The sequence below is a fragment of the Nocardia sp. CA-129566 genome (assembly GCF_050956075.1).
GTDB lineage: Bacteria > Actinomycetota > Actinomycetes > Mycobacteriales > Mycobacteriaceae > Nocardia.
In genome coordinates this window covers 4,277,107-4,300,068 of sequence record NZ_CP192085.1, presented here as the reverse complement: position 1 = coordinate 4,300,068, position 22,962 = coordinate 4,277,107, and the positions used below count along the sequence as shown (strand labels likewise).

Annotated in this window: 22 protein-coding genes; 13 read left to right on the top strand and 9 right to left on the bottom strand. The window is 66.1% G+C overall.

Going from position 1 to position 22,962, the window contains the following annotated elements; genetic code table 11:
- Window positions 1-45: 45 nt before the first annotated feature.
- The gene (locus ACQP0C_RS18465; protein ID WP_433734120.1) at window positions 46-1,317 is read right to left on the bottom strand and encodes an NADH:flavin oxidoreductase/NADH oxidase family protein; all 1,272 of its coding nucleotides are present in this window, start codon (window positions 1,315-1,317) and stop codon (window positions 46-48) included.
- A 106-nt stretch (window positions 1,318-1,423) separates the two neighbouring features.
- Between ACQP0C_RS18465 and ACQP0C_RS18460 the strand changes: the two genes are divergently transcribed.
- Window positions 1,424-2,026: a TetR/AcrR family transcriptional regulator gene (locus ACQP0C_RS18460; RefSeq protein ID WP_433734119.1), complete on the top strand. Its 603-nt coding sequence runs from the start codon at window positions 1,424-1,426 to the stop codon at window positions 2,024-2,026.
- A gap of 39 nt (window positions 2,027-2,065) precedes the next feature.
- Here ACQP0C_RS18460 and ACQP0C_RS18455 read toward each other — a convergent pair whose 3' ends face one another.
- Complete coding sequence (locus ACQP0C_RS18455; RefSeq protein WP_433734118.1) at window positions 2,066-2,764, bottom strand: type 1 glutamine amidotransferase domain-containing protein; 699 nt, start codon at window positions 2,762-2,764, stop codon at window positions 2,066-2,068.
- Between the two features lie 119 nt (window positions 2,765-2,883).
- Between ACQP0C_RS18455 and ACQP0C_RS18450 the strand changes: the two genes are divergently transcribed.
- From ACQP0C_RS18450 to ACQP0C_RS18410, 9 genes are all read left to right on the top strand, one after another.
- The gene (locus ACQP0C_RS18450; protein WP_433734117.1) at window positions 2,884-3,492 is read left to right on the top strand and encodes a TetR family transcriptional regulator; all 609 of its coding nucleotides are present in this window, start codon (window positions 2,884-2,886) and stop codon (window positions 3,490-3,492) included.
- Window positions 3,493-3,535: 43 nt separating this feature from the next.
- Window positions 3,536-4,096 (top strand): ElyC/SanA/YdcF family protein, encoded by a 561-nt coding sequence (locus ACQP0C_RS18445; protein ID WP_433734116.1) that lies wholly within the window; start codon window positions 3,536-3,538, stop codon window positions 4,094-4,096.
- A 178-nt stretch (window positions 4,097-4,274) separates the two neighbouring features.
- The gene (locus ACQP0C_RS18440; RefSeq protein WP_433734115.1) at window positions 4,275-5,438 is read left to right on the top strand and encodes an ROK family protein; all 1,164 of its coding nucleotides are present in this window, start codon (window positions 4,275-4,277) and stop codon (window positions 5,436-5,438) included.
- A gap of 155 nt (window positions 5,439-5,593) precedes the next feature.
- Entirely contained in the window at window positions 5,594-6,637 is a 1,044-nt protein-coding gene (locus ACQP0C_RS18435; RefSeq protein ID WP_433734114.1) for an ABC transporter substrate-binding protein, read from the top strand.
- Complete coding sequence (locus tag ACQP0C_RS18430) at window positions 6,634-7,482, top strand: ABC transporter permease (RefSeq protein ID WP_433734113.1); 849 nt, start codon at window positions 6,634-6,636, stop codon at window positions 7,480-7,482. The genes ACQP0C_RS18435 and ACQP0C_RS18430 overlap by 4 nt, the downstream gene beginning before the upstream one ends.
- Window positions 7,458-8,180: an ABC transporter ATP-binding protein gene (locus ACQP0C_RS18425; RefSeq protein ID WP_433734112.1), complete on the top strand. Its 723-nt coding sequence runs from the start codon at window positions 7,458-7,460 to the stop codon at window positions 8,178-8,180. The genes ACQP0C_RS18430 and ACQP0C_RS18425 overlap by 25 nt, the downstream gene beginning before the upstream one ends.
- A 16-nt stretch (window positions 8,181-8,196) precedes the next feature.
- A complete protein-coding gene (locus ACQP0C_RS18420; protein ID WP_433734111.1) occupies window positions 8,197-9,540 on the top strand; it encodes an LLM class flavin-dependent oxidoreductase in 1,344 nt (447 codons plus the stop codon).
- On the top strand, window positions 9,537-13,370 hold the full coding sequence (locus tag ACQP0C_RS18415) for an ABC transporter ATP-binding protein (RefSeq protein WP_433734110.1): 3,834 nt from the start codon (window positions 9,537-9,539) through the stop codon (window positions 13,368-13,370). Before ACQP0C_RS18420 ends, ACQP0C_RS18415 begins: the two co-directional genes overlap by 4 nt.
- 185 nt (window positions 13,371-13,555) lie before the next feature.
- On the top strand, window positions 13,556-14,362 hold the full coding sequence (locus tag ACQP0C_RS18410) for a VOC family protein (protein ID WP_433734109.1): 807 nt from the start codon (window positions 13,556-13,558) through the stop codon (window positions 14,360-14,362).
- 263 nt (window positions 14,363-14,625) lie between these two features.
- Here the strand turns inward: ACQP0C_RS18410 and ACQP0C_RS18405 are convergent, their stop codons facing one another.
- The 4 genes from ACQP0C_RS18405 to ACQP0C_RS18390 are packed head-to-tail and all read right to left on the bottom strand — an operon-like array spanning window position 14,626 to window position 18,484.
- Window positions 14,626-15,591, bottom strand: a complete 966-nt coding sequence (locus tag ACQP0C_RS18405) for an ABC transporter substrate-binding protein (RefSeq protein WP_433734108.1) — start codon at window positions 15,589-15,591, stop codon at window positions 14,626-14,628.
- Between the two features lie 28 nt (window positions 15,592-15,619).
- Window positions 15,620-16,393 carry an ABC transporter ATP-binding protein gene (locus ACQP0C_RS18400; protein WP_433734107.1) on the bottom strand — a complete coding sequence of 258 codons (774 nt, stop codon included), beginning with the start codon at window positions 16,391-16,393 and terminating at the stop codon, window positions 15,620-15,622.
- A gap of 1 nt (window position 16,394) precedes the next feature.
- Complete coding sequence (locus ACQP0C_RS18395) at window positions 16,395-17,168, bottom strand: ABC transporter permease (RefSeq protein WP_433734106.1); 774 nt, start codon at window positions 17,166-17,168, stop codon at window positions 16,395-16,397.
- Window positions 17,165-18,484: an aryl-sulfate sulfotransferase gene (locus ACQP0C_RS18390; protein WP_433734105.1), complete on the bottom strand. Its 1,320-nt coding sequence runs from the start codon at window positions 18,482-18,484 to the stop codon at window positions 17,165-17,167. Before ACQP0C_RS18390 ends, ACQP0C_RS18395 begins: the two co-directional genes overlap by 4 nt.
- A 116-nt stretch (window positions 18,485-18,600) precedes the next feature.
- Here ACQP0C_RS18390 and ACQP0C_RS18385 point away from each other — a divergent pair, with 116 nt between their 5' ends.
- From ACQP0C_RS18385 to ACQP0C_RS18375, 3 genes are all read left to right on the top strand, one after another.
- Window positions 18,601-19,671: a LacI family DNA-binding transcriptional regulator gene (locus tag ACQP0C_RS18385; RefSeq protein WP_433734104.1), complete on the top strand. Its 1,071-nt coding sequence runs from the start codon at window positions 18,601-18,603 to the stop codon at window positions 19,669-19,671.
- 160 nt (window positions 19,672-19,831) lie between these two features.
- On the top strand, window positions 19,832-20,269 hold the full coding sequence (locus ACQP0C_RS18380) for a TIGR03618 family F420-dependent PPOX class oxidoreductase (protein WP_433734103.1): 438 nt from the start codon (window positions 19,832-19,834) through the stop codon (window positions 20,267-20,269).
- Window positions 20,270-20,619: 350 nt separating this feature from the next.
- A complete protein-coding gene (locus tag ACQP0C_RS18375; RefSeq protein ID WP_433734102.1) occupies window positions 20,620-21,081 on the top strand; it encodes an aminoacyl-tRNA deacylase in 462 nt (153 codons plus the stop codon).
- A 56-nt stretch (window positions 21,082-21,137) separates the two neighbouring features.
- On the opposite strand, the gene ACQP0C_RS18370 is transcribed toward ACQP0C_RS18375, so the two are convergent.
- The 3 genes from ACQP0C_RS18370 to ACQP0C_RS18360 form a co-directional block, all read right to left on the bottom strand.
- On the bottom strand, window positions 21,138-21,338 hold the full coding sequence (locus tag ACQP0C_RS18370) for a DUF6186 family protein (protein ID WP_433734101.1): 201 nt from the start codon (window positions 21,336-21,338) through the stop codon (window positions 21,138-21,140).
- A complete protein-coding gene (locus tag ACQP0C_RS18365) occupies window positions 21,335-21,748 on the bottom strand; it encodes a hypothetical protein (RefSeq protein ID WP_433734100.1) in 414 nt (137 codons plus the stop codon). Before ACQP0C_RS18365 ends, ACQP0C_RS18370 begins: the two co-directional genes overlap by 4 nt.
- Before the next feature lie 165 nt (window positions 21,749-21,913).
- Entirely contained in the window at window positions 21,914-22,960 is a 1,047-nt protein-coding gene (locus ACQP0C_RS18360) for an endonuclease/exonuclease/phosphatase family protein (protein WP_433734099.1), read from the bottom strand.
- Window positions 22,961-22,962: the final 2 nt, after the last annotated feature.

Here is a 22,962-nt window from a genome sequence, read left to right as displayed (position 1 = left end):
TTCCTCCTGGGAGCAGGGGGCGGGATGACTCAGGGATGGCTGGACTCACAGCTCGACCGGGGCGGGTGCCACGGCGTCCTGCGGTTTCCTGGTGGCCAGCCACGCGCGGTAGCTACGCAGCGCGCGCCGCTGGACGAGCTGGTCGGCCACGAACGCGACGGCGGGGCCGACACCGGGCGCGGGGTTGCGTCCGCGCGCCATCCGGCGCATCTGATACCGGACCATCGCCATGCCGGCCATCGAGGCCGCAGCCTTGTCCGACCAGGTCACCGGTTTCAACGTCGCGGTCGCCCCCAGGTTCTCCCGCCACCTGTTGGGCAGATCCGGTGTGAGCGCCAACGCGGTGCCCATGCCGATCACCGCGACATTGTTGGCCAGGACCTGCTCAGCGGTTTCCGCGCGGGTGATGCCGCCGGTCAGCATCAGCGGCAGCGGGCTGGTGCGAGCCAGCTCCGCGGCGAGTTCCAGGAAATAGGCCTCGCGGGCAGCGGTGCGGCCGTCGGCGGGTCGGCCCGTCATCGCGGGGCTTTCGTAGCTGCCACCGGACAACTCGACCAAGTCGACCCCCAGCGGCGCGAGCATCGCGATCACCTGCTGGGCGTCGTCGGCGTCGAATCCGCCGCGCTGGAAGTCCGCGGAGTTCAGTTTCACCGCGACCGCGAAGTTCGGCGACACCACCGCACGAATGGCGCGCACCACCTCGAGCAGCAACCGGGCCCGGTTCGCCAGGGATCCGCCCCACTCGTCGATGCGGGTATTGACCAGCGGTGACAGGAACTGCGACAGCAGGTACCCGTGCGCGGCATGGACCTCCAAGCCATCGAACCCGGCCTGCTCGGCGCGCAGCGCGGTGGTGGCGAAGCGAGTGATGGTGGCACCGATCTGCGCGGGCGTCATCGCGAGCGGGCGGCCGAACCGCTTGGAGTGACGGCCCATCTCGACCGCGACATCCGACGGCCCCCACACGACCCCGGGCATCGCCGCCTGCACTTGGCGGCCGGGGTGGCTGATCTGCATCCACGTCGCCGCACCGGCAGCCTTACCGGCCTGCGCCCACGCCGTGAACGGCTCGAGCGGTGCGTCGGCATCGAGGACGATGCCACCGGGACCGGTCAGCGCCTCCGCGTGCACCATCACGTTCCCCGTGATCAACAAGCCGGCACCGCCGGCGCCCCACCGCCGATACAACGCGACCAGACGTTCGTCGGGCAGCTGTGCCTGCCCCGCCATCCCTTCCTCCATAGCCGCTTTCGCGATCCGGTTGCGCAGCATCTGGCCGGACCCCAACTGAAGCGGCGAGAACAACCCGCTCGACATGGGTACCTCCCGTTCATCCACTAATGTTTACAGCGCTCACATCATGTGTGCAGCGCTAACATTAAAGCGAGATGTAAGCACTGTCAACACTTGTTAGGTTGGAGGCATGTCAACATCGACCGCGTCGTATCACCACGGCGATCTACCGGCCGCGCTGGTGCGCGCGGCCGTGGAATTGCTCGAGGAAAGCGGGGCGACGGAGTTGTCTCTGCGCGCCGCGGCCCGGCGCGCCGGCGTGTCCACCGCCGCGCCGTACCGGCATTTCGCCGACCGCAACGCACTGCTGTCTGCGGTGGCCGCCGTCGGGTATCGCGAACTCGCCGCACATCTGGCCGCGGCACATCCCTCGCCGACGAAGGCCGAGGATCTCGCCGCGATCGCGGTCGCCTATGTCCAGTTCGCGCTCGAGCGGCCCGGACTGTTCCGGGTGATGTTCGCCGACCCCTGCGATCCGAGCAGCCCCGAACGGGTGGCCGCCACGGCCGCGATCACCGAGTACGTCAAATCCATTGTGCAGCAGGCCTTTCCCGCCGCCGACCCGGAAGCGATGGCCACCGCGGTGTGGGCACTCGTCCACGGCCTGGCCTTCCTGCACCTCGACGGCAAGTACGACACCTCCACCCCACAGGTCGTCGCCGATCGGGTTCGCGCGGCGGTGTACGCGACACTCGGCGCCTCCAGCGCGGTAACAGCACTTCAGCAGCCCTGATTCGCTGCCGCGACGGCGGCCCGACCCGGGTCGCGCAACTCACCCGCGCAGTTCCGACACCAGCAGGTGCGCCAGCTTTTCCGAGGACTGCGGATTCTGGCCGGTGTAGAGATTGCGGTCGGTCACCACGAACGGTCGCAGGGGCATGCCCTTCTGATAGTCGACACCGGCCTCCTTCAGCTTGTCCTCCAACAGCCAGGGAGCCTTGCGGGCAAACCTGTTCAATCGCTCTTCCCGATTCGACAAACCGGTCATCCGGTAGCCCGAAAACGCCGAACTGCCATCCGGATTCGTGGCCGCGAGAATCGCCGCCGGCGCGTGGCACAGCAGGGCCAGCCGCTTACCCGAGGCGAGGCGATGCCTCAGCAGCTCACCCGAAACCTCGTCGTAGGCAAGGTCTTCCATCGGACCGTGACCGCCGGGATAGAACACCACATCGAACTCGTCGGCCTCGACCTCGTCCAAAGGTCGCGGAGCGCTCAGCGCGGCGCCGATGTCGTCCAGGTAGTGCTTGATCGCACGCCGTTTCTTCGGCATCCCACCGGCGAAACCCAGACTCAGCTCATCGAGAGTGGGCGGCTTACCACCCGGTGTGGCGATCGTTATGTCCCATCCGGCCTCGCTGAAGATCCGATGTGGAACCGCCAACTCCTCGGCCCAATATCCGGAGGGGTGGACGGTGCCGTCGTTGAGTGTCCAGCGATCTGCCGCCGAGACCACGAAAAGAACCTTTGCCATGTTTGCTCCGCCTCCTTGCGCGTTCGTTCTTCACGACTCGATTGTCACTGCATGACAGATATGTCATCTTGCGACACTCTTGGCAGTGTACGCCACATTTGGCATTGTATGCTTTCGGCATGGCAGTAGCGGACACCGGCGGTTTGCGCGCCCGCACGCGCGAGGCATTGAAGGAATCCTTGGCCGAAACGGCGATCGAGCTGTTCGACGAGCGCGGATACGACCAGGTCACGGTCCACGACATCGCAGCGGCGGCCGAAATCTCCACGCGCAGCTTCTTCCGCTACTTCCCGAGCAAGGAAGACGTCGTCTTCGGCAGCCGAATTCCCACTGCCGAGGAGGTCCGTGAGGCCTTCGTCGCCAAGCTCGGCGACGCCGATATCTGGTCCGCCCTGCACGCGACCTTCCGCGAGGGCGCCACCTGGATGGAGGATGACCCCGCCAGCTGGAAACGCATCATGCGCGTGATCACCCACACCGGCGAGTTGCGGGCGAAGAATCTCGAAAAGCACCTCGCCTGGTCCGCTGCACTGTCCCCGGAAGTCGCCCGCCGTCTCGATGCTCACGACGACGCCGCTGACCTCGAGGCACGTGCGGTGGTCAGCGCCGCCTTGGGATGCTTCGAGGTCGCGCTGGCGCAGTGGGCCGATAGCGAGGATGCGCGACCACTCCCCGAGATCATCGATCGTGTCTTCGCATTCATCCGGATCCGACCTCCTCTCGATTGAGAATCCCGTGCGGAAACGAACTCGGCTTTCGGCCATCGGTCTCGTGCTCGTGCTGCTGTGGGGCGAGTGGGAGAACTGGCGCGCTTCCCGCAGGCTGGTGGGATCGGCCACGGGCGGCTCCGAGGCCGTTGTGGTGCTCGGCTATCGCAACGCGGGCACGCGCGCGAACATCATGAACCGGTGGCGGGTGCGAGCCGGTCTGCGGTCCATCGACCCGAACGCGGACAGCACTCGTCTCGTACTCTGCGGAGGAGCCTGCGCGGGCCCGCACACCGAGGCAGCCCTGATGGCCCACTACGCCACGGCGACCCGCGGGTACCGCGGCGAGCTCGTCTTGGAAGACCAGAGCCGGACCACGTGGGAAAACATCGGTTTCGCGATCCCCTACCTGACGAACATCGATCGAATCAAGATCATCTCGCTGCCCCTCCACGCCGCGAAGGGGCGACGATACCTCGCCCAGCAGTGCCCGGAGCTGGCGTCGCGCCTGGTGCGCGGAGCGGAATACCGGTTCGGTGAATGGATAGCGGCAAAGCCACTGATGGCCCTCCACGGCCGATGGCAGGACGCTCGCGACCGACACGATAACCGTCCAGCTCGCTGATTCGAAACGGCGGCCACGACAACCTTTCTGGGCTAGGCGCGGTGAGTGGGAAGTCCGCTCGCGCCATTCGTACGCCAGTGATTCCGGCCGGACAGAATCGGCTCGAGCGCAACGGTTCCCGGAGGGGCTCGACTCGACGACTATGGGGGCGTTTGGGTCGAGGTGAAGGTGAGCTCGAATGGCGGTGGCAGGGGGTAATAGCGCGGGGGCGGTGTTGCGGGCGGTGCTCGAACAGGGAGTGGCGACGCGGACCGCGATCGCACGGGTGGCCGAGCTGTCACCGGCGACGGTGACCACGCAGGTGCGGGCCCTGGTGGCGGCCGGGTTGCTGATCGAACATCCGGAGACGGCCAGCCCGGCCGGGATGGGGCGTCCGCATTCGCCGCTGGAATTGAACAGTGCGGGCAATGTGGTGATCGGCGTGCACATCGCGGCGGAACACGTCACCGTCGCGGTGCTCGATATCGCTGGGACGGTGCGACTTACGCATCGGGTGCCGCACCCCAATTTGGATCCGGATGCGATTCTCGATGGGGCGGCCGCCGAGGTGCGGCGGTTGCGGGCCGAGCTCAGCGAACGGGTGATCGGGCTGGGGGTGGCGGTCGGCGGGTGGGTCGACAGTTCGGCGGGGGCGGTTGTCGATCACATTTCCCTGCGCTGGCGCAATGTCGCTGTGCGACAGTACCTTTCCGAACGGACCGGGCTCGCGGTCAGTCTGGACAGCCATACCAGGGCGCTGCTGCACGCGGAACAGTTGTTCGGAAAGGCGCACAACGCCGCGGCGACGGTGGCGCTGTTCGCGGGCAATGTCATCGATGTGGCATTCGCGGTGCACGGGCGAGTGCACTACGGCCCGCGGTCGGCCGCCGGAGCGATCACGCGACTCGCCGGTGGGGAGGCGGCCGATGCGGCGCTCATCGAATGCACCGATCGTGCTCTGCTCGCGCGGGCCAGGCGGGAATCGCTTGCGGTCACCGGCATTCCGGATCTGATCGCCGCCGCCGGGCGCGACGAGGCGGCGCGCGAACTGTTCAAGGATCGCGCCAGAGTGCTCGGCCGGGTGGTCGCGGTGCTGATCGACCTGCTCGACCCGGATGCGGTGGTGATCGTGGATCCGGCCCTGGTGCGGGTGCCGGGCGTGCGCGCGACGTATCTCGATGTGGTGCGGCGGTTCTCGTCGTGTGAGCGGCCCGAGGAGGTCGTTACCGGATCGTCGTTCATCGGACGGGCACTGGAAACGGCAGCGGGCACCGTGGTGTTGCAGCAACTGTTCGCCGATCCGCTTGCGGTGGTGGCCGCGGCCACGCCGGTCCCTTCGATCCCGGCCTTTAATTCCGAGTAATTTTAAGTCGAACGAATGTTGCCCGATCGCAACGTCTTCCGGGACAGTCTGTGCATGGATAAGCACGCACCCGCCCCCCGATTCGAAATCCTCGATTGTCACTGCACCTCGGATTTCCGTTATACATTCCGGCACTTGCCATCGAGGAGAGAGAAATGCGAACCACGATTCGCGGGGTAGGGTTCGCCGCCGCGGCGGCGGTACTGTTCCTCAGTGGCTGCGCCACCCGCAACAGCGGGGATACGGACCTGTCGGCCGGTCTGCCGACCTCGGTGCCGCCGGGCACGAAGGTATCGATTTCGGTCAACACCACCCGCGTGGCCCTGCAAGCCACCGGACAGCTGAACACGCTGCCGTTCACCGTATCCGATTGGCCCGCGGTGCAGGCCGGACCTGATGTGATCCAGGCATTCCGCGGCGGCGCGCTGGATGTGGCCAGCAACGCGGGGATCCCGCCGATCCATGCCCACGCGACGGGCGTGGACGCCAAGATCGTTGGGGTCAAGGTGCGGGAAACCGCACAGTACAAGCTGGTGACCGCGCCCAATTCGGCGATCAACGCGCTCGCCGATCTGCGCGGCAAGAAGATCGGTTTCTCCCCGGGACAGGCCCAGGGCGTGATCGTGCTGCGCACGCTGCAGGCGGCCGGGATCGGGCTGAACGAGGTCGAACTCGTGGAGCTCAACAGCACGCAATTCCTCACCGCACTGCAGGGCAAACAGATCGATATCGCCCCGCTCGCGGAGCCGTCGATCACGAAATACCTTGCCCAATACGGTGATCAGGGCGCAAAGGCGGTGGACACTCCGGCTGTGGACGCACTGACCATCCTGTGGGCACCGACCGCGGTGCTGCAGGATTCCGCGAAACTCGCCGCCGTGACGGAATTCGTGAAGATCTGGGCGCGTGCCGACATCTGGTCCTGGGAGCATCCCGAGGAATGGTCCGACGCATATTACGTGAAGGACCAGAAGGTTTCGGCCGAGGATGCCCGGCGAATTCTGCGGACCGTGGAACGCCCCTATTACCCGGTGAATTGGAACGAGGCCATCAAGTGGGAACAGGAAACGATCGACCTGGTCACCAAATCGGGTTACTTCGGTAAGAGTTTCGACGCTGGCGCCCTGTTCGACCGGCGATTCGAACAGTTGGCCGCCGATGCGGTGCCCACGCAATATCGGACCAAGGAGAAGTCATGACGCTCGCATTGCCGCGCCTGGCGGTGTCGGCCCCCGCCGCCGCGGACGGCTTCGTCGGCCGGCGTCGCCTGCGTCGATTGGGACTGCGTAAACCCGTGCCCTTCGCCCGCCTGCTCGGTGTGGCGCTGCTGTTGGGTGCCTGGGCCGCCGGAATCCATTTCGGCCTGCTCGACGAGCGCAAACTGTCCGCACCATGGACCGTGCTGGACACCGGCTGGGAGCTGTTCCGCGACGGCAGCCTGGTGGACAATGTCGTGGCCTCGCTGCGCCGCGCGGCGCTCGGACTGGCAATCGGCGTGGTGGTCGGGACGGGACTGGCCCTGCTGTCGGGTCTTTCGCGGTTGGGTGAGTCGCTGATCGACGGTCCACTGCAGATCAAGCGCGCCGTTCCCACGCTCGGCTTGATTCCGCTGATGATCCTGTGGCTCGGTATCGGCGAGGAGTTCAAGGTCGTGCTGATCACCTTCGGCGTGGTCATCGCCATGTACATCCAGACCCATGCCTCGCTCACCACCATCGATAAGCGATTCGTGGAACTGTCGGAGGTACAGGGTGTTTCGCGGACGCAGTTCATCGGCCGGGTGGTGATCCCGGGCTCGCTGCCCGGCTTCTTCCTCGGGCTGCGACTGTCGGTCACCGGATCGTGGCTGGCTCTCGTTGTCGTCGAATCCATCAATGCCACAGACGGACTGGGCAAGATGATGAGTAGCGCCCAGAACTATGGGCAGGCCGATGTGATCCTGGTCGGTCTGGTCATCTACGGCATCTTCGGGCTGGTGTCCGATGCCGGTATCCGTTTGCTCGAACGCAAGGTGCTGTCATGGCGTCGAACCATCGCGTATTAGGCGTCCAGACCAGGGATCTGATCCGATCCTTCGGCGACCGGACCATTCTGGACGAGATCACGCTGAGTATTCCGCCCGGCCAGTTCGTCGCCCTGCTCGGCCGCAGCGGCTCGGGCAAAAGTACCCTGCTGCGGGCGCTCGCCGGACTGGATCACGATGTGGCCGGGTCGGGCACGCTGCGAGTGCCCGCGAAAACCGCTGTGGTGTTCCAGGATTCACGTTTGCTGCCGTGGCAGCGAGTGCTGGCGAACGTGCTGTACGGACAACCCCGCTCCCTGCGCGACGCCGGTGCGGCGCTGCTGGCGGAGGTCGGGCTGGCGGGCCGCGAACGCGCCTGGCCGACGGAACTGTCCGGCGGCGAGCAACAGCGCGTGGCACTGGCCCGATCCCTGGTGGGTGCACCCGATCTACTGCTGGCCGACGAACCCTTCGGCGCGCTGGACGCCCTGACCCGCATCCGCATGCACGAACTGCTGCGCGATCTGATCCAGCGGCACACCCCGGCCGTACTGCTGGTCACCCATGACGTGGACGAGGCGATCACCCTGGCCCAGCGCGTGCTGGTGCTGGATTCCGGCCGCCTCACCGTCGACCTTGCCATCGAACTTCCCGCCGAGCGCGATCCGGGCGACCCGGAATTCCAGCGCATCCGCCGCACCCTACTGACCGCGCTGGGCGTTGTCCCGGCCGGTGTCTAAGAGAAAGAACTCCCGCATGTCGAAACAACTGCACCTCAATGCTTTTCTGATGTCCACTGGGCACCACGAGGCCTCGTGGCGGCTCCCGGAATCGGATCCGCACTCGAATACCAAGATCGAGCACTATGTGCATCTCGCGCAGATCGCCGAGCGCGGGAAGCTGGATTCCATCTTCTTCGCCGACAGCCCCGTGCTGTTCGGCGACACCGGACGCCGACCCAGCGGCAAGCTCGAGCCCACGGTGCTGCTCACCGCCATCGCCGTGCAGACCTCCCGGATCGGTCTCATCGCCACCGCGTCCACCAGCTACAACTCACCGTTCAACTTGGCGCGCCGGTTCGCCTCCGTCGACTGGGTGTCCAATGGTCGGGTCGGTTGGAATATCGTCACCACCGCCGGAGCCGATGCGGCCCGCAATTTCGGACTCGACGATGTGCCCGATCACAAGCTGCGCTACGAGAAGGCCGCCGAATTCGTCGAGGTCGCCACCAAACTGTGGGACAGCTGGGCCGATGACGCGGTGCTGGCCGATAAGGAATCCGGTGTCCATACCGATCCCGACAAGGTGCGCAAGATCGAGCACGAGGGCCGGTTCTTCAAGGTGGCGGGGCCGCTGAATCTGCCACGCTCGCCGCAGGCGTATCCCGTTCTGGTGCAGGCCGGTTCGTCCGAGGACGGCAAGGAGTTCGCGGCGCGCTACGCCGAGGCCGTCTTCACCGCGCAGCAAACCCTCGAGGACGGTCTCGAGTTCTATACCGACGTCAAGCGACGCGCGATCGCACTCGGCCGCGATCCGGAATCCATCAAGATCCTGCCCGGCATCGTTCCCGTCATCGGCGACACCGAGGAGCACGCCCGGGAGCTGGACGCCGAACTGGAGCGGCTGATCTCACCCGAATACGCGAAGCGCCAGCTCGCTCGCACCTGGGGTATTCCGGTGGAGGATCTCGACCTGGACAGCGAACTGCCCGACGACCTGCCCACCGAGGACGAGATCCAGGGCGCGAAGAGCCGGTTCTCCCTCATCGTGAATCTCGCCCGGCGGGAACGGCTCACCCTGCGTCAGCTGATCGCCCGCCTCGGTGGCGGACGGGGTCATCACACCTTCGCGGGCACCGCTGACCAGGTGGCCGACACCATCGAGGAGTGGTTCACCCGCGGCGCGGCCGACGGATTCAACATCATGCCCGCGGTACTGCCGTCCGGTCTGGAGCGGTTCGTGAACGAGGTGGTGCCGATCCTGCAGCGGCGCGGCCTGTTCCGCACCGAGTACACCGAGACCACGCTGCGCGGCCACTACGGCCTGGCGCGGCCGGCGAACCAGTACACGGCCGCGGATTCGCTGGTGGTCGCCGGATGAGTTCGGACTCCGGCTGTTTCGACGCCGCGGCCTCGGATTCCGGGGCCGCGCGGTCGACTTCCCACCCCTCGAACGCACAGTCCACCGGTTGGATTCGATACCTGCTGCGGCGCTGTGCGGCGCATCGGCGGACGGTGCTCACCGCCGCCATCGGATCGGTGCTCGCGGCCGCGCTGACCGCGGTGCTGCCGCTGATCGTGCGGCATACGGTCGACACTCTCACCACTACCGAGGCATCGGTGCTGCCGTGGATCGGGCTGCTGCTCACCGTCGGCGGCGTGCGATTCGTCGCCGGATATCAGCGCCGCACCGGATCCTCGCGGCTGTCGCTCGATGTGCAGCACGATCTGCGCCGCGATCTGTTCGCGGCGCTGCTGCGCCTCAATGGGCGACAACGCTCCGGCTTGTACACGGGGCAGGTGGTCAGCCGCGCCATTACCGATGTGACGCTGATCCAGATGTTCCTGCAACTGGTTCCGCTGGTCGCCGGAAACGCGGTGCTGCTCGCGGTGTCGCTGGTACTGATGGCGACGATGTCACCTGCCCTGACGGTGATCGCGCTGCTCGTGGTCCCGGCGCTGTGGCTGATCACGACACGCAGTCAGCGAGAGCTGTTCCCGGCCAACTGGGATGCACAGGCCCGCGCCGCCGAGGTCGCCATGCGGGTAGAAGCCGCGGTGACGGGCGTGCGGGTGGTGAAGGGGTTCGGCCAGGAATCCCATGAGCTGGATCAGCTGGCCGCCTCCGCCCGCGACCTGTACCGGTCGCGGTTGCGGATCACTCGGATCACCAGCCGATTCACGCCCACGATGCAGGCGATCCCGGCGGTGGGCCAGGCACTGGTCCTCAGTGTCGGCGGACTGCTCGCCTTGCATCAGTCCATCACCTTGGGCACCTTCCTGGCTTTCATGACCTATCTGGGGTCCTTCGTCCACCCGATCCGGATGTTCTCCATGCTGCTCACCGTCAGTCAGCAGGGAAAGGCGTCGCTGGACCGGGTGCGCGAGGTGATCGAGACTCCGGTCCCGGACGAGGCGCGCGCCGCCACGCCCGCGGCACCGACGCCGCCGGGCAGTGCGCCGCGCATCGAATTCCACGGTGTGCGTTTCGGATTCGAGGATCAGCCGCCGGTACTCGACGGGCTCGACCTGGTGGTCGAGCCGGGCGAGACCATAGCGATCGCGGGTGCGGCGGGCTCCGGAAAGTCGATTCTCGTGCAGCTGCTGCCGCGGCTGTTCGACCCGGATGCGGGCCGAATTCTGCTCGACGGTATCGATATTCGGGAACTGACACAGCTGCGCGGCCAGGTGGCCATGGTCTTCGAAGACACCTCGCTGATGGCGGACACGGTGCGCGCCAATGTGTCCTATGGGCGTCCGGACGCGGACGACGAACAAGTCTGGCACGCACTGTGTCTCGCCGCCGCCGACGAATTCGTGGCCGCGCTGCCCGACGGGCTCGACACACTCATCGGTGAACGCGGACAGCGGTTGTCCGGCGGGCAGCGGCAGCGACTCGCGCTGGCCCGTGCGCTGATCACCGATGCGCCCATCCTGGTGCTCGACGACGCCACCTCCGCGATCGATGCCCGGGTGGAGGAGCAGATCTTCGCGCGCATCGCCGGCGAGGTTCGACGACGCACCACCATTGTTGTGGCACACCGCATCTCGACACTGGCGCTGGCCGACCGGGTGGCGGTGCTGGACGGCGGGAGAATCGCCGAACTGGGTTCACTGCACGAACTGCAAAGCTCCGGCGAGCTGTTCCGAACCCTGTTCACCCCGCCCGATCCGGCGGGTATCGCCGCCGATCTGGAGACCGTGGCGCAATCCGTGCCCACCGCGGGACTGTGGCTGCACACCGAGACCGACGGCGACGAGACCCGGGCGCTCGAGCAAATGGCGAAGGCGTTCTCGCAACGGGCTGCGGGCTCCCCGGGAGCCATGGGCGGACAGTTGGGCGGCGGCATGATGTCGAGCGCACCGCCCAGCGGCGATGTGCGGGCGCTCATCGACAAGCTGCCGCCGGTCACCGGGGAACCCGATGTGCCCGAACACTTTTCCCACACTCCGGATACCGCATTCGATCTACGCGGACTGCTGCGGCCGTTCGCGCTGCCGCTGCTGGCCGGGCTGGGACTGGTGGCACTGGACGCGCTGGCGCAGATTCTGATTCCGTTCCTGGTGCGCTACGGCATCGACCACGGTGTGCTGACCGGCGCGCGCGACGTACTGCTGATCGCGGCCGGGCTGGCACTGCTCGTGGTCGCGGTGGACTGGGCGATCACTGTCGCGCAGGTACGGGTGACCGGCCGGGCGGGCGAACGTCTGCTGTACGGGTTGCGGGTCAAGGTGTTCGCGCAACTGCAGCGCCTGGGTCTGCAGTTCTACGAGCGAGAACTGGCCGGGCGCATCATGACTCGGATGATCACCGATGTCGACGGTCTGTCCACCTTCCTACAGACCGGATTGGCGGTCGCCCTGACCAGCACCCTGACCATCGCCGGGGTGGTCGTCGCGCTGGCGGCGATCGACGCCGGGCTGGCGCTGGTGGTCCTGCCCCTGATGCCGGTGCTGGTGGTATCGACGATCGCGTTCCGCCGTGCCTCGGTGCCCGCCTACAACCTCGCGCGTGAACAGGTCAGCGCCGCCAATGCCTACCTGCAGGAGAATGTCGACACCATCGCGGTGACCCAGGCATACCGTCGCGAGGCGGTCAACCAGCGCGAATTCGAGCGCCGCTCCTGGGGATATCGCAACGCGCGGCTGCGCAGCCAAACGCTGATGGCGGTGTTCTTTCCCTTCATCGAGATCATGGCGGTCATCGCCACCGCCGCGGTACTCGCGGTCGGTGTGCACCAGGTACGCGAGAACGCGCTCACCGCAGGCACTTTGATCGCGTTTCTGCTCTACGTCGACCTGCTGTTCGCGCCGATCCAGCAGCTGTCGCAGGTGTTCGACAGCTACCAGCAGGCGGTGGTCGGCGTGCAGCGGATCGCGGTCCTCATGCGCGAGCCGGTCACCACTGCGGACGTGGACCGAGCCCATCCGGTGCGGCGCCTCACCGGTGAAATCGAGTTCCGCGGTGTCGGTTTCGCCTACGACCGCGATGGGAAACGAGTCCTGTCCGATATCGATCTGCGCATCGCGCCCGGCCAGAAGGTGGCGGTGGTCGGCGAAACGGGTGCGGGCAAATCCACTCTCGTGAAGCTGCTCGCGCGCCTGTACGACACCACCGACGGTGCCGTCCTCGTCGACGGCGTCGACATCCGGCACTACCGATTGCAGGACTACCGCAAGCGGCTCGGCGTTGTACCGCAGGAACCGTTCCTGTTCGGTGAAACCGTGCACGCGGCCATCGCCTACGGCAAACCCGCCGCCACTGCGGCCGAAATCGAATGGGCCGCACGGGCGGTCGGCGCACACGAGATGATCGCCGCGCTGGAACACGGTTACCGCCAGCCCATCGGCGCACACGGCGCGAGCCTGTCGGCGGGCCAACGGCAACTGCTCGCGCTGGCCCGCGCCCAATTGGTGGAGCCCGATATCCTCATCCTCGATGAGGCCACCGCCTCGCTGGACCTGGCCACCGACGCCAGGGTCCGCGCGGCCGTCGATGTCCTGACGGCCGGACGCACCACCGTCGTGGTCGCCCACCGATTGGCCACCGCCGCCGACGCCGACCTCATCGTCGTCTTCGGCGAAGGTCGCCTGCTGCAGACCGGCCGCCACGAAGACCTGCTCACCGCGGACGGACCATACCGGCGGCTCTGGGCCGCATACGTGGGCGAGGAGGTGAGCGCAGCACCGGCGGTGCGATCAGGTCGTTGACCGCTCGAAGAACTCCGCGACGGCCTTCGGGGCGACTCGCCGACGACTTCCTGGGCCATCCGGCTGTGCGGTGGCGGTAATCGGGGCAAACTCTTAACCGGCTCGATCCCCTTTTTTCGACATAGTGCAAGGCCGCCCGCCTAGATTCGACGCGGCGGTTCCGCCCTCGATTAAGGAGACAAACCATGCCCATTCGTGACTCCGCTTGGCCACAGGGCACACCGTGTTGGGTCGACTGTCAGGTCGACGACACCGGCAAAGCCCGCGAGTTCTACGCCAATCTCTTCGGCTGGGACATCCAGGACAGCCCAGCCGAAGCGGGCGGCTATCTGATGGCGCTGCGCAGCGGCAAGCCCGCCGCTGGTATCGGCCCGAAGCCCGAGGGTATGCCGATGCCCTCGGCGTGGACCACCTACTTCGCCGCGGACAGTGCCGACGATATCGCCGGTAAGGTCACCGCGGCAGGTGGGCAGGTGTTCATGCCGCCGTTCGATGTCATGGACGTCGGGCGGATGTTCGTCGCCGCCGATCCCGCGGGCGGCGTATTCGGCGTGTGGGAAGCCAAGGCGCACACCGGCGCGGGCGTCTACAACGAACACGGCACCTACTGCTGGAACGAACTGCACACCCGCGGCTACCAGCCCGCACAGGACTTCTACCGCACGGTGTTCGGCTGGAGCTACACCGAGATCGGCGACGGCGAGCAGTTCATCTACTCCACCTTCACCAACCCGGGCGGCGGCGACAGCGTCGGCGGCGTCATGGATTCCAGCAAGGAGCCCGGAGAGGGGATGAGCTACTGGCTCACCTGGTTCCAATACGACAACGTAGACACCGCCCTCGAACGCGCCGCCGAACTCGGCGCCACGGTCATGATGGGCCCCGATGACAGTCCCTTCGGCCGCATGGGCGTGCTGAGGGCGCCGCAGGGCGAGATCTTCGGCGTCATCGACACCAACGTCACCGTCGGCGCGCCGCCCACCGGGTCCTAGATTCGCCTCGGCGGATCCGCCACTGAACCGGCGGATCCGCCACCGACACCGGACACACCGTCGCCGAGAACCGCAACAAGGTCTCCATCGAATTCCTTTTGATCACTATTCACTCACCGATGTGGCTGATCCTGCTGACAATGTTCGCGGTCGGCTGGGTCACCGGCGTAATGATCATGCGCCGCCGCCACTCGCGGTAGTCACCCCGCCCGGGATCGGGCGTTCATGTGGGTGATCCACGTGATCGAAGAGGACCTGACGCGCTAGCCGACGTGTGGCAGGAAGGCAGTCACGAGCAGGGTGCCGTAGTTCGGCAGCTGGGTCGACTGGTCGATCTTTCCCTGGGACTTGGCCCAGGTGCCGAGGCCCGTGAGGTTGTCGGCGAGATCGGGCTGCAACTGAATCGTGTAGTCGAATTCGGGCAGGATCTTCTGGAGTAAGTCGGGTGCGAGCTGGGTGGCGGCGGCAATCGCCGAGATCGCGCCGTCGGTGCGCGTCGACAGTGCCGCGCTCGCCTCGTTCAGGGCCGCGAAGAATCCGCTCAGGGCAGCCGATTTCTGGGCTACCGCGGTATCTGAGGCCAGGTAGAGGCTGTGCTGGTTGTAGCTGCCGCCCGGGAGTTGGACGGCGTCCTCGCCCAGGGCCGCGATCACCTGCGCCTGATACGGCTGAAAGATGGAGACGGCGTCGACATTGTGCTGGGTCGCGGCTGTCAGCGTCGCCTGCGGCGCCACCTGCACCAGATCGGCTTTGATGCCATTGTCGGAGAGCGCCTTCGCGGCGAAATAGGCCGCACTGGTGCCCAGCGGGGTGCCGATGGATCGTCCGGCCAGGCTTTCGAGCGAGCTGATACCGGCGCTGCGCCGGGCCACGATTCGCGATCCCTGCCAACGGGACCCGTCGGCGACGACGCGCAGCGACGGGGACCGCGACAGGGTGGCGGCGGCCGGGACATCGGCGGCGGTCGCGACGTCGACCTGGTGCGCGGCGAGCGCTTGCAGCGCTTCCACACCCGAGGGGAAGTTCACGACTTTGACTTTCACGCCCTTGTTTTCGAACAATTTATCGTGCTGGGCGACGGGTATCTGCGCCCAGGACGGATCGACGACGAACGCGACGGTGAGGGTGTTGGAATCGGACCCGTCGGAGCTGGCGCATGCGGCGAGCGTGGTGGATATCGCGGTGACTGTCAGGACTGCCGTGAGCAGCCGGTTCACAAGTGTTTTCACGGGTCTCTCTTCATGTTGCGATAGGGATTCAGCTGTCGAGCAGCTGTCGAACGTCGTGCTCGACGCCGAGTTCGTGATGCAGGGTGCGGCGCAGCTCGCTGTAGCCGGGTTGGTCGGCAAGCGCATCGGCGGGGCGCGGGCGGCTCAGCGGATTGGTGATGTGCCGGGTGAGCTGGCCGCCCCTGAGCACACTGATGGTGTCCGACAGCCGAATCGCCTCGTCGACATCATGGGTGACGAAAATGACGGTCCGGTTCAGCCGCGTCCACAGATCGATGAGCAGGTCCTGCATGCGCAGCCGGGTCAGCGCGTCGAGCGCCGCGAACGGTTCGTCCATCAGCATGACGGCGGGTTCGCCGGCGAGCATGCGCGCGATGCCGACGCGTTGGCGCATGCCGCCCGAGAGCTGGCTCGGGCGTTGCTCGCCCACCTCGCCGGACAGTCCGACGAGGTCGAGAAGTTCGTCGGTGCGCGCACGCCGCTGTTTGCGCGCAACGCGGTGTGCGCGCAGGGCGTAGCCGATGTTGTCGGCAACGCTCATCCACGGAAATAGCACGTCGCGCTGGAAGGCCACACCGCGGCGCGGGTCCGGGGCCGTCACCGGTTCGTCATTGTCGACCACCGTGCCGGAGGTGGGCGTGATGAGCCCGGCGAGACAGTGCAGCAGAGTCGATTTGCCGCTGCCGGACGCGCCGACCAATACGGTGAACGAGCCGTCGGGCACACTCAGCGTGATGTTCCGCAGTGCGGGGGCGGACCTGTTCGGGAATTGAACGACCAGATCCTGCGTCATGATGGTCATATCAGTGCTCCTCATGCGCCCATCGCGTAATCGGCGCGGAAATCGAGGCAATCGCCAGATCACATGCCGCTCCGATCACCCCGAGCACTATCAGGCAGAAGATCAGGCGATCGGCCTGTGAGAACAATTGGGCTTGATAGATGCGGTAGCCGATGCCCGCTGTGGTCCCGGTCATTTCGGCGACGACGATGAGTACGAAAGCCATGGCCGCGCCCACTCGGAGGCCGGAAACCACATCGGGCGCCGCCTCGGGCAGGACGATCCGAGTCATGGCCTGCCAGCGCCGAGCGCCGAGGCAACGCGAAGCCAGTAGGTAATCGGCCGGGGTGCTCGCGAATCCGGCATGACTGTTGATCCACACCGGGACGAACACGCCGAGCGCGATCACCAGGGTCTTGCTGCTCTCGCCGATCCCGAACCACAGAATCGCCAGCGGCACAACGCCGATCGTCGGAATCGGAGAAAGCAACCGGAGCACCGGTTGCAGAATTCTGTGCCCCAGCCAGGTGTTCGCGGTGACGATCGCCGCCGAGATTCCGGCGATTGCGCCCAGGACGAATCCGAACAATGCCCGCTGCAGGCTAGCTGTGATATCCGGAACCAGCAGCCCCTCGGACCACAGGGTGTGCCCGGACCGAATGACCTGCGGCACAGTCGGAAACAATTCCGTGGGGAAGCGCCCGGTGGCAACGATGAGGCTCCACAGAATTGCGGCCAGAGCGAGCCCGCCGACGATTCCGCCGATCGCCGCCCAGCGTTTGTCCGAGGTTTTCATGGCGCGGGCCGCCGGTCGACAGGTTCTGGAGCCGACTGCGGAGAACCGCCGGGCACCCACTCGAACGGAACCGCCTGTGCGCGATAGATGAGCGAGGTCCGGCTGAGGCGATCGACGCCCGGTACCCGGGGTTCGTGCACTTCCGGTTCCCCGGCGACCCCATAGCCTTCGTACGGCGTCTGGTACTCCCAGACCACCTGGCCGTCCGGAGTCACCTGGAACAGACGGCCGTTCATGCCCTCGGTGATGAGGGTGTTGCCATTGGGCAGGCGTTGGGCGTTGCTCACGAAGGAGCTGAAGAACGTCCACGACGGCTGCCCGGAGTCCTCGGCGGTGTACTGCCACACGATCTGCTCGGTCGCCGGGTCGATCTCCAGGACGCGTGATCCCGCGTAGATCCCCAGTGCCGCAGGCGGATAGCCGGCCCCGCCCTGATTGTCGAAGACCAGAATATTGCCCGCGCCGGGGAGGCCGTCGGCGATGAAGTGCGGATTGTGCTGTCCGGAGATCTGATCGAGCGGGCGCGGCACCTTGTGCGCGTTGATCCGCTGATGCTGCGCCCCGGGCTCGGCGGCGAAATACGGACCCAGTTTCCACACAATGGCTTTGGTGGTCTTGTCGATCAGCGCGATCACGTTCGCCTTGCGCAGGCTGATGAGGATGTTGTCGGGATGGAATACGCTGCCCGAATCCGCGCGATGCCACCGGTTCGGTCCCAGCGTCTTGGCGCTGTTCATCTCCAGATAGCCCCAGGGATCATTCGGATCACGGGACACGGTGTCCCGCAATGCTTTCCAGCCGTCCTCCGAGAATCCGAGCTCATCGAGGTGGTCGCCAGCCCGCCACTCCCACACGATCTCGCCTTCGGGCGTGACCTCGTACAGTCCTTGGTCGCCGACGATCTCGTCGCCCAGACCGGGCACGATGCGCGGGATGGTGACCAGCAGCAGCCGATTCCCGTTCGGCAGCAGTTCCCAGTCGTGGTTCTGCCGTGCCGACCCGCCCGGGGCCTGCTCACCCCATTCCCATACCCGCTCCCCCGACCAAGTCAGTTGCCCCACTGTGCCATTCGCGTAGATGCCACCCCTGGCGTCACCGCTGGGCAAGAGTTGCACGCCGACATCGCCCAGCCGACCACCGGTGCGCGCGGGATCAATGATGCGCGGCGGCACCCCCGCGAACGGCCACTCGTGCAGGACCGCACCGTTGAGGTCGATGAGGCGGGTGATCGAATCCGATCCGGTGTAGAGGACATAGCTGTGGTGCGCCAGATCGGGGTCGTAGTAGGTGACGCCAGTGAGTCGAACGAATGCCATGCCAATTACTCCACCAGTCGGTTGTTAAGTGCGTGAATCGCGAGCGTTACCAATCTAATCGATTTGCGTAGGCCTTCCCGCAGTCGTAGCGTGTGAGAATCAGGACGATTCAAACCATGTCCGACCTGCACAATGTCGACCAGAATGGGGCAGTTGTGACCGTCAAGCGTGTGACCCTCGCCGACGTGGCGCGGCGGGCGGGGACCTCCACCGCTGTCGTCAGTTACGTGCTCAACGACGGCCCGCGGCCGGTATCGGAGGCGTTGCGCGCACGCGTGAACGAGGCGCTGGACGACCTCGACTATCGCCCGGACCGCATCGCCCGCGCCCTGCGGCGCCCGAGCCGATGGCGGCAGATCGGGCTGCTCATTCCCGACGTGACGCTACCGCTGTTCGGAGCACTGGTCGGGCACATCGAGGTCGAGGCGCGACTGCGCGACCATCTGACGCTGATCGGCAACACCGGATACGACCCGGAGCGGGAGCTCGAATTCGTCGGTGCCTTCGCCGACTCGGGCATCGACGGCCTGATCGTCGTGGGCGGCGCCAACGGTGCCGCGACCGCGAAACTCTGTGCCCAGAACCGGATTCCGATCGTCTGGGTACACAACAACCGGGACCACGTCGATGCCCACGTCATCGGCGCCGACCATTTCGAAGCCGGTGCGCTGGCCACCCGTCACCTCGCAACCGCGCACCACCGCAGCGACATCGTGTTCGTCGGCGGATTCACCAGCGAGGACGTTCAGCACGGTGACCGCGAAACCGTGGCGCAGCGCTATGCGGGCTATGCCTCTGTCGTGGGCACTGCGGCCGCACGCCAGATCCGCACCGATCTCACCCCGGCGGGGGCGTACCGCGCGGTGAGCCGGTACCTGGCCGACAACCCGACGCCCGGCGGCATCGTCATCGGCACGTACGGACAGGCCGCCGCGGTGCTGCGTGCCATCACCGATACGGGAGCGCGTATCCCCCAGGACATTTCGGTCGTCGGCTTCGACGGCGACCGCACCAACACCTACGGGCAGCTGGTCCTCACCACGGTGCAGCAACCCATCGACGCGATCGCCCGCGTGGCCCTCAATGCGGTGCTGAGTACCCACAGCGCTACCGACGAGAGCCCGCTGGCCATCGATGTCCACCTCGATCTCGGGGAGACGTGCGGCTGTCGGCCGCCGATGTCCTAGCACCGCTTCCGATAAGTTCGCGCGCAGTCGGACCGGTCATGACTCGGTGTTCGCGAGGCTCTGATGGTCAGGATCGAATAGGACCGGCCGGAGCATTGTTCTAGTAAGCGCACAACGGAGCATGCGACGATCTGCTGGGCACACAACCATGGGAGATGTGATGACCACACTGGCACAGGCGGCTCAGGTGGCTCGTGACGAGAACGGCCTCGCCGTCGTTTCGACGCTGCGATCCGACAACACCATCCACTCCACGCTGGTCAATGTCGGACTGCTGGCTCATCCCGTATCCGGCGAGCCGATCCTGGGTTTCGTTACCTACGGCAAAGTGAAACTCGCCAATTTGCGTATCCGGCCCCAGGTGACCACCACGTTTCGGCAGGGCTGGGCGTGGGCAACGGTCGAGGGCCGCGCCCAGATCGTCGGCCCCGACGATCCTCAGCCGTGGATCGACGCCGAGGGGCTGCGCCTGCTGCTGCGCGATGTGTTCACCGCCGCCGGTGGGAAGCACGACGACTGGGACGAATACGACCGCGTGATGGCAGCGGAACGTCGCGCCGCGATTCTCATCGAACCGAGCCGGGTCTACAGCAACTAACCCTTCTCGGCGAAAAGGATTGGGCCACGCGAATATTGAGGACGCTCGACGAGCAGTTCGCAGGGCTACCCGACTTCCCGTTCGAGCCGCACAACCGGCCGCGACCGCCGTGACGGCCCGAGTTGTGCGGTGACAACAACATCTGTCCGACGCGATCGCATCCACCGACCATCGAGTCCGACTACTCCACGACAGTTGCACCAGCACCAACACAACGTCGGTGCCGCGGGTGCGTCCCCCTGAGTTCGAGCAGGCTGGCACCTGCCTGGCCAAGGCGTAGCAGGGCTAGCATGAAGGAATAGGGCCGCCGGGTTCGAAAGTGGTGCCAACCAGCCAGTGGAGGTTCCGCCATGCCCATATCACCGACCGTGCACACCTGCCTGAGCGATGCAGGTGTCGAATATGAAGTCGTGCGGCATCCGCACAGCCATAGCAGCACCGAGACAGCCGTGACCGCGGCCATTCCCGGCGACCGGCTCGCCAAGACGATTCTCCTCGAAGACGAGCAAGGGTACGTCGGTGCCGTGCTGCCATCCACTCATCACCTGCGGTTGGCGAAACTGTGGGACGAAACCGGACGGCGGCTATCGCTGGCCACCGAGTCGGACATACGCGAAGTCTTCAAAGACTGCGAACTCGGCGCCATCCCCCCGGTCTGCACCGCCTACGGCATGACGACGCTGATGGACGAAAGCCTGAGCACACAACCCGATATCTACTTCGAGGCCGGCGACCACGAAACGCTCATCCACATGCGGACCGAACAGTTCATGCGCTTGATGGAACAGGCAGAAACCGGACACTTCTCCTAGCACATCAAGCCCGGATGTATCGCTGGTTTCGCCTGCGCCAACATCGTTCAGGCTAGCTACCGCGCGAGAAAGTGCCAGCCGACCCATCCCCACACGAGCACTGCGACAATCCTCGCCACTCGAGTGCGCGTGAGGTACGCGATCGTTTCCCCCACGGGCGCGACCAGATCCCGGCGCACATGCGTTACCACGACCACGCCGAGGGTGACCACCAGCACCAGCACGAACCCGACGAAGACGATCGCCCGATCGCTCATCGCGACACCAGCCACCAGCCGAGACCCAGCCACACCAGCCATCCGGCCAACCGCAGCGGCCAATGCTCGAGTGCCGGATCCAGCAGTGTCGACAAGGTCGGGTGCGCGTAGTTCGCCCGCGTCCGATCCGGTTGCCGCACAAAGGCGTACGCCTCCCACGCCGACGCAACGACCAGCAGCGCCGACCAGACGGCCACTCCGCGCCGCAGCCGGGCGGTGCGTGGAATCCGCTCGGGCCTCGCCCGGAAAACCAGCACCAAAACCACGACCATCGGCACCATCACGAGTGCGGTTGCCGACCAACTGAACGGCCGGGTGGCCGCCCCACCCGCTGCCAACGCCGCACCGACGGCCAGCAGCACCAACTGCCGCCGGAATGGTCGCGCCGAGCCCGCCGCTTCCCCTGTCACATGGGCAGAATAAGTCCCTGAGCACTGGATTCGGGTATGTATCGGCGCTAGATCCTGTCCACCGCATTGTCGACCCGACGATGTCGCCGCGCCCTCACTCTCGCTCGAGACCTGATGTACGCAACCACGCCAGCCACGGGCGGAGGCGCGCACCCATCCTCTCTGTCAGTCGGTGAGTTGGTATGTCGCGAGGATGCCCTTGTGGTCGCTGCCCCACCGCGCTGGCGTGGCGAGGAAATTGTCCCGGGTTGGTTCTTGCTGTCGGGTACCGCGCACGATGGACCCGCGCGGGCCGATGATGCCGACGGCAGACAGGCACAGCGCGGCACCATGAGCGAAGATGTAGTCGACGCGGTCGCGTTCGTCGGCCTCGGGAGCCCAGGCGAGCTCGGAAACATCCACATCGACGTTGTCCGAAGGCCAGGTGAGTCCGGGATGGGTGGCCGGGTCCGGGTAGATCGATCGGTAGGCATCGATGAAACCGGCTCGGTGCAGGCGTCGAGTGGTCTCCCACGCCAACACCACACCGTTGTGGTCGAACAAGTTCGCGGTGGCGGGCGTCCAGTCCAGCAGGGACGGCTCGTTCAGGTCGCCACCGATGATGACCGAGGCTCCATCGGCGATCTCGGCTTTCGCGTCGGCGAGAAAGCCGCTGATGACCTCGGAGCGACCCGAGGCCGCGTTGATGCGCTGGATTGCGGCAGGGTCGGTCACTGGGCCGTCCGACAGCTTGTTCCACTCGTGCTCGGCGAACTCGCCCGGCGCCGGGGTCCCGGGTCCGTACCCTCGGGGCAGGTTGGAGGCATACCAGCGATACTCCAGATGCGCGGAGTAGACGGTGAGGCGCTTTCCGTCGATGTTCAACCGCGCCTTGACCATCCATTGCAGATCGGCGCTGTCCTGGACCGGAAACACCGACAGAATTCCCGTGTCGGGTGAGGGAACGGCGTTGAACTCGCGTCCCCGCCGCGCGAGTTCGGCCGCGACGGCCGTGGTCGCTTCGGTTGCCTCCGAGAGCAGCACGATCGAGGCCTGTGTCGAGATAACGAGATCGGCGATCAGCTGAATGCCATTGGAGATCTTGCTGCCGCTGTGCCACGTGTTCAATGCCAGCACCCGGATCTCTCGTGCCGCGGGAACGGACGTCACCGAACCAGCCGCGAGCACTCCGCCCGCCCCTGCCGACCCCAAGTCATCATCGCTTCGCGTCATCA

Coding starts and splice junctions, on each gene's coding strand:
- ACQP0C_RS18410 (WP_433734109.1), top strand. CDS start 13,556: ATGCCCATTCGTGACTCCGCTTGGCCACAGGGCACACCGTGTTGGGTC.
- ACQP0C_RS18455 (WP_433734118.1), bottom strand. CDS start 2,764: ATGGCAAAGGTTCTTTTCGTGGTCTCGGCGGCAGATCGCTGGACACTC.
- ACQP0C_RS18430 (WP_433734113.1), top strand. CDS start 6,634: ATGACGCTCGCATTGCCGCGCCTGGCGGTGTCGGCCCCCGCCGCCGCG.
- ACQP0C_RS18400 (WP_433734107.1), bottom strand. CDS start 16,393: ATGACCATCATGACGCAGGATCTGGTCGTTCAATTCCCGAACAGGTCC.
- ACQP0C_RS18465 (WP_433734120.1), bottom strand. CDS start 1,317: ATGTCGAGCGGGTTGTTCTCGCCGCTTCAGTTGGGGTCCGGCCAGATG.
- ACQP0C_RS18380 (WP_433734103.1), top strand. CDS start 19,832: ATGACCACACTGGCACAGGCGGCTCAGGTGGCTCGTGACGAGAACGGC.
- ACQP0C_RS18425 (WP_433734112.1), top strand. CDS start 7,458: ATGGCGTCGAACCATCGCGTATTAGGCGTCCAGACCAGGGATCTGATC.
- ACQP0C_RS18450 (WP_433734117.1), top strand. CDS start 2,884: ATGGCAGTAGCGGACACCGGCGGTTTGCGCGCCCGCACGCGCGAGGCA.
- ACQP0C_RS18440 (WP_433734115.1), top strand. CDS start 4,275: ATGGCGGTGGCAGGGGGTAATAGCGCGGGGGCGGTGTTGCGGGCGGTG.
- ACQP0C_RS18460 (WP_433734119.1), top strand. CDS start 1,424: ATGTCAACATCGACCGCGTCGTATCACCACGGCGATCTACCGGCCGCG.
- ACQP0C_RS18375 (WP_433734102.1), top strand. CDS start 20,620: ATGCCCATATCACCGACCGTGCACACCTGCCTGAGCGATGCAGGTGTC.
- ACQP0C_RS18390 (WP_433734105.1), bottom strand. CDS start 18,484: ATGGCATTCGTTCGACTCACTGGCGTCACCTACTACGACCCCGATCTG.
- ACQP0C_RS18395 (WP_433734106.1), bottom strand. CDS start 17,168: ATGAAAACCTCGGACAAACGCTGGGCGGCGATCGGCGGAATCGTCGGC.
- ACQP0C_RS18415 (WP_433734110.1), top strand. CDS start 9,537: ATGAGTTCGGACTCCGGCTGTTTCGACGCCGCGGCCTCGGATTCCGGG.
- ACQP0C_RS18360 (WP_433734099.1), bottom strand. CDS start 22,960: ATGACGCGAAGCGATGATGACTTGGGGTCGGCAGGGGCGGGCGGAGTG.
- ACQP0C_RS18370 (WP_433734101.1), bottom strand. CDS start 21,338: ATGAGCGATCGGGCGATCGTCTTCGTCGGGTTCGTGCTGGTGCTGGTG.
- ACQP0C_RS18435 (WP_433734114.1), top strand. CDS start 5,594: ATGCGAACCACGATTCGCGGGGTAGGGTTCGCCGCCGCGGCGGCGGTA.
- ACQP0C_RS18420 (WP_433734111.1), top strand. CDS start 8,197: ATGTCGAAACAACTGCACCTCAATGCTTTTCTGATGTCCACTGGGCAC.
- ACQP0C_RS18385 (WP_433734104.1), top strand. CDS start 18,601: ATGTCCGACCTGCACAATGTCGACCAGAATGGGGCAGTTGTGACCGTC.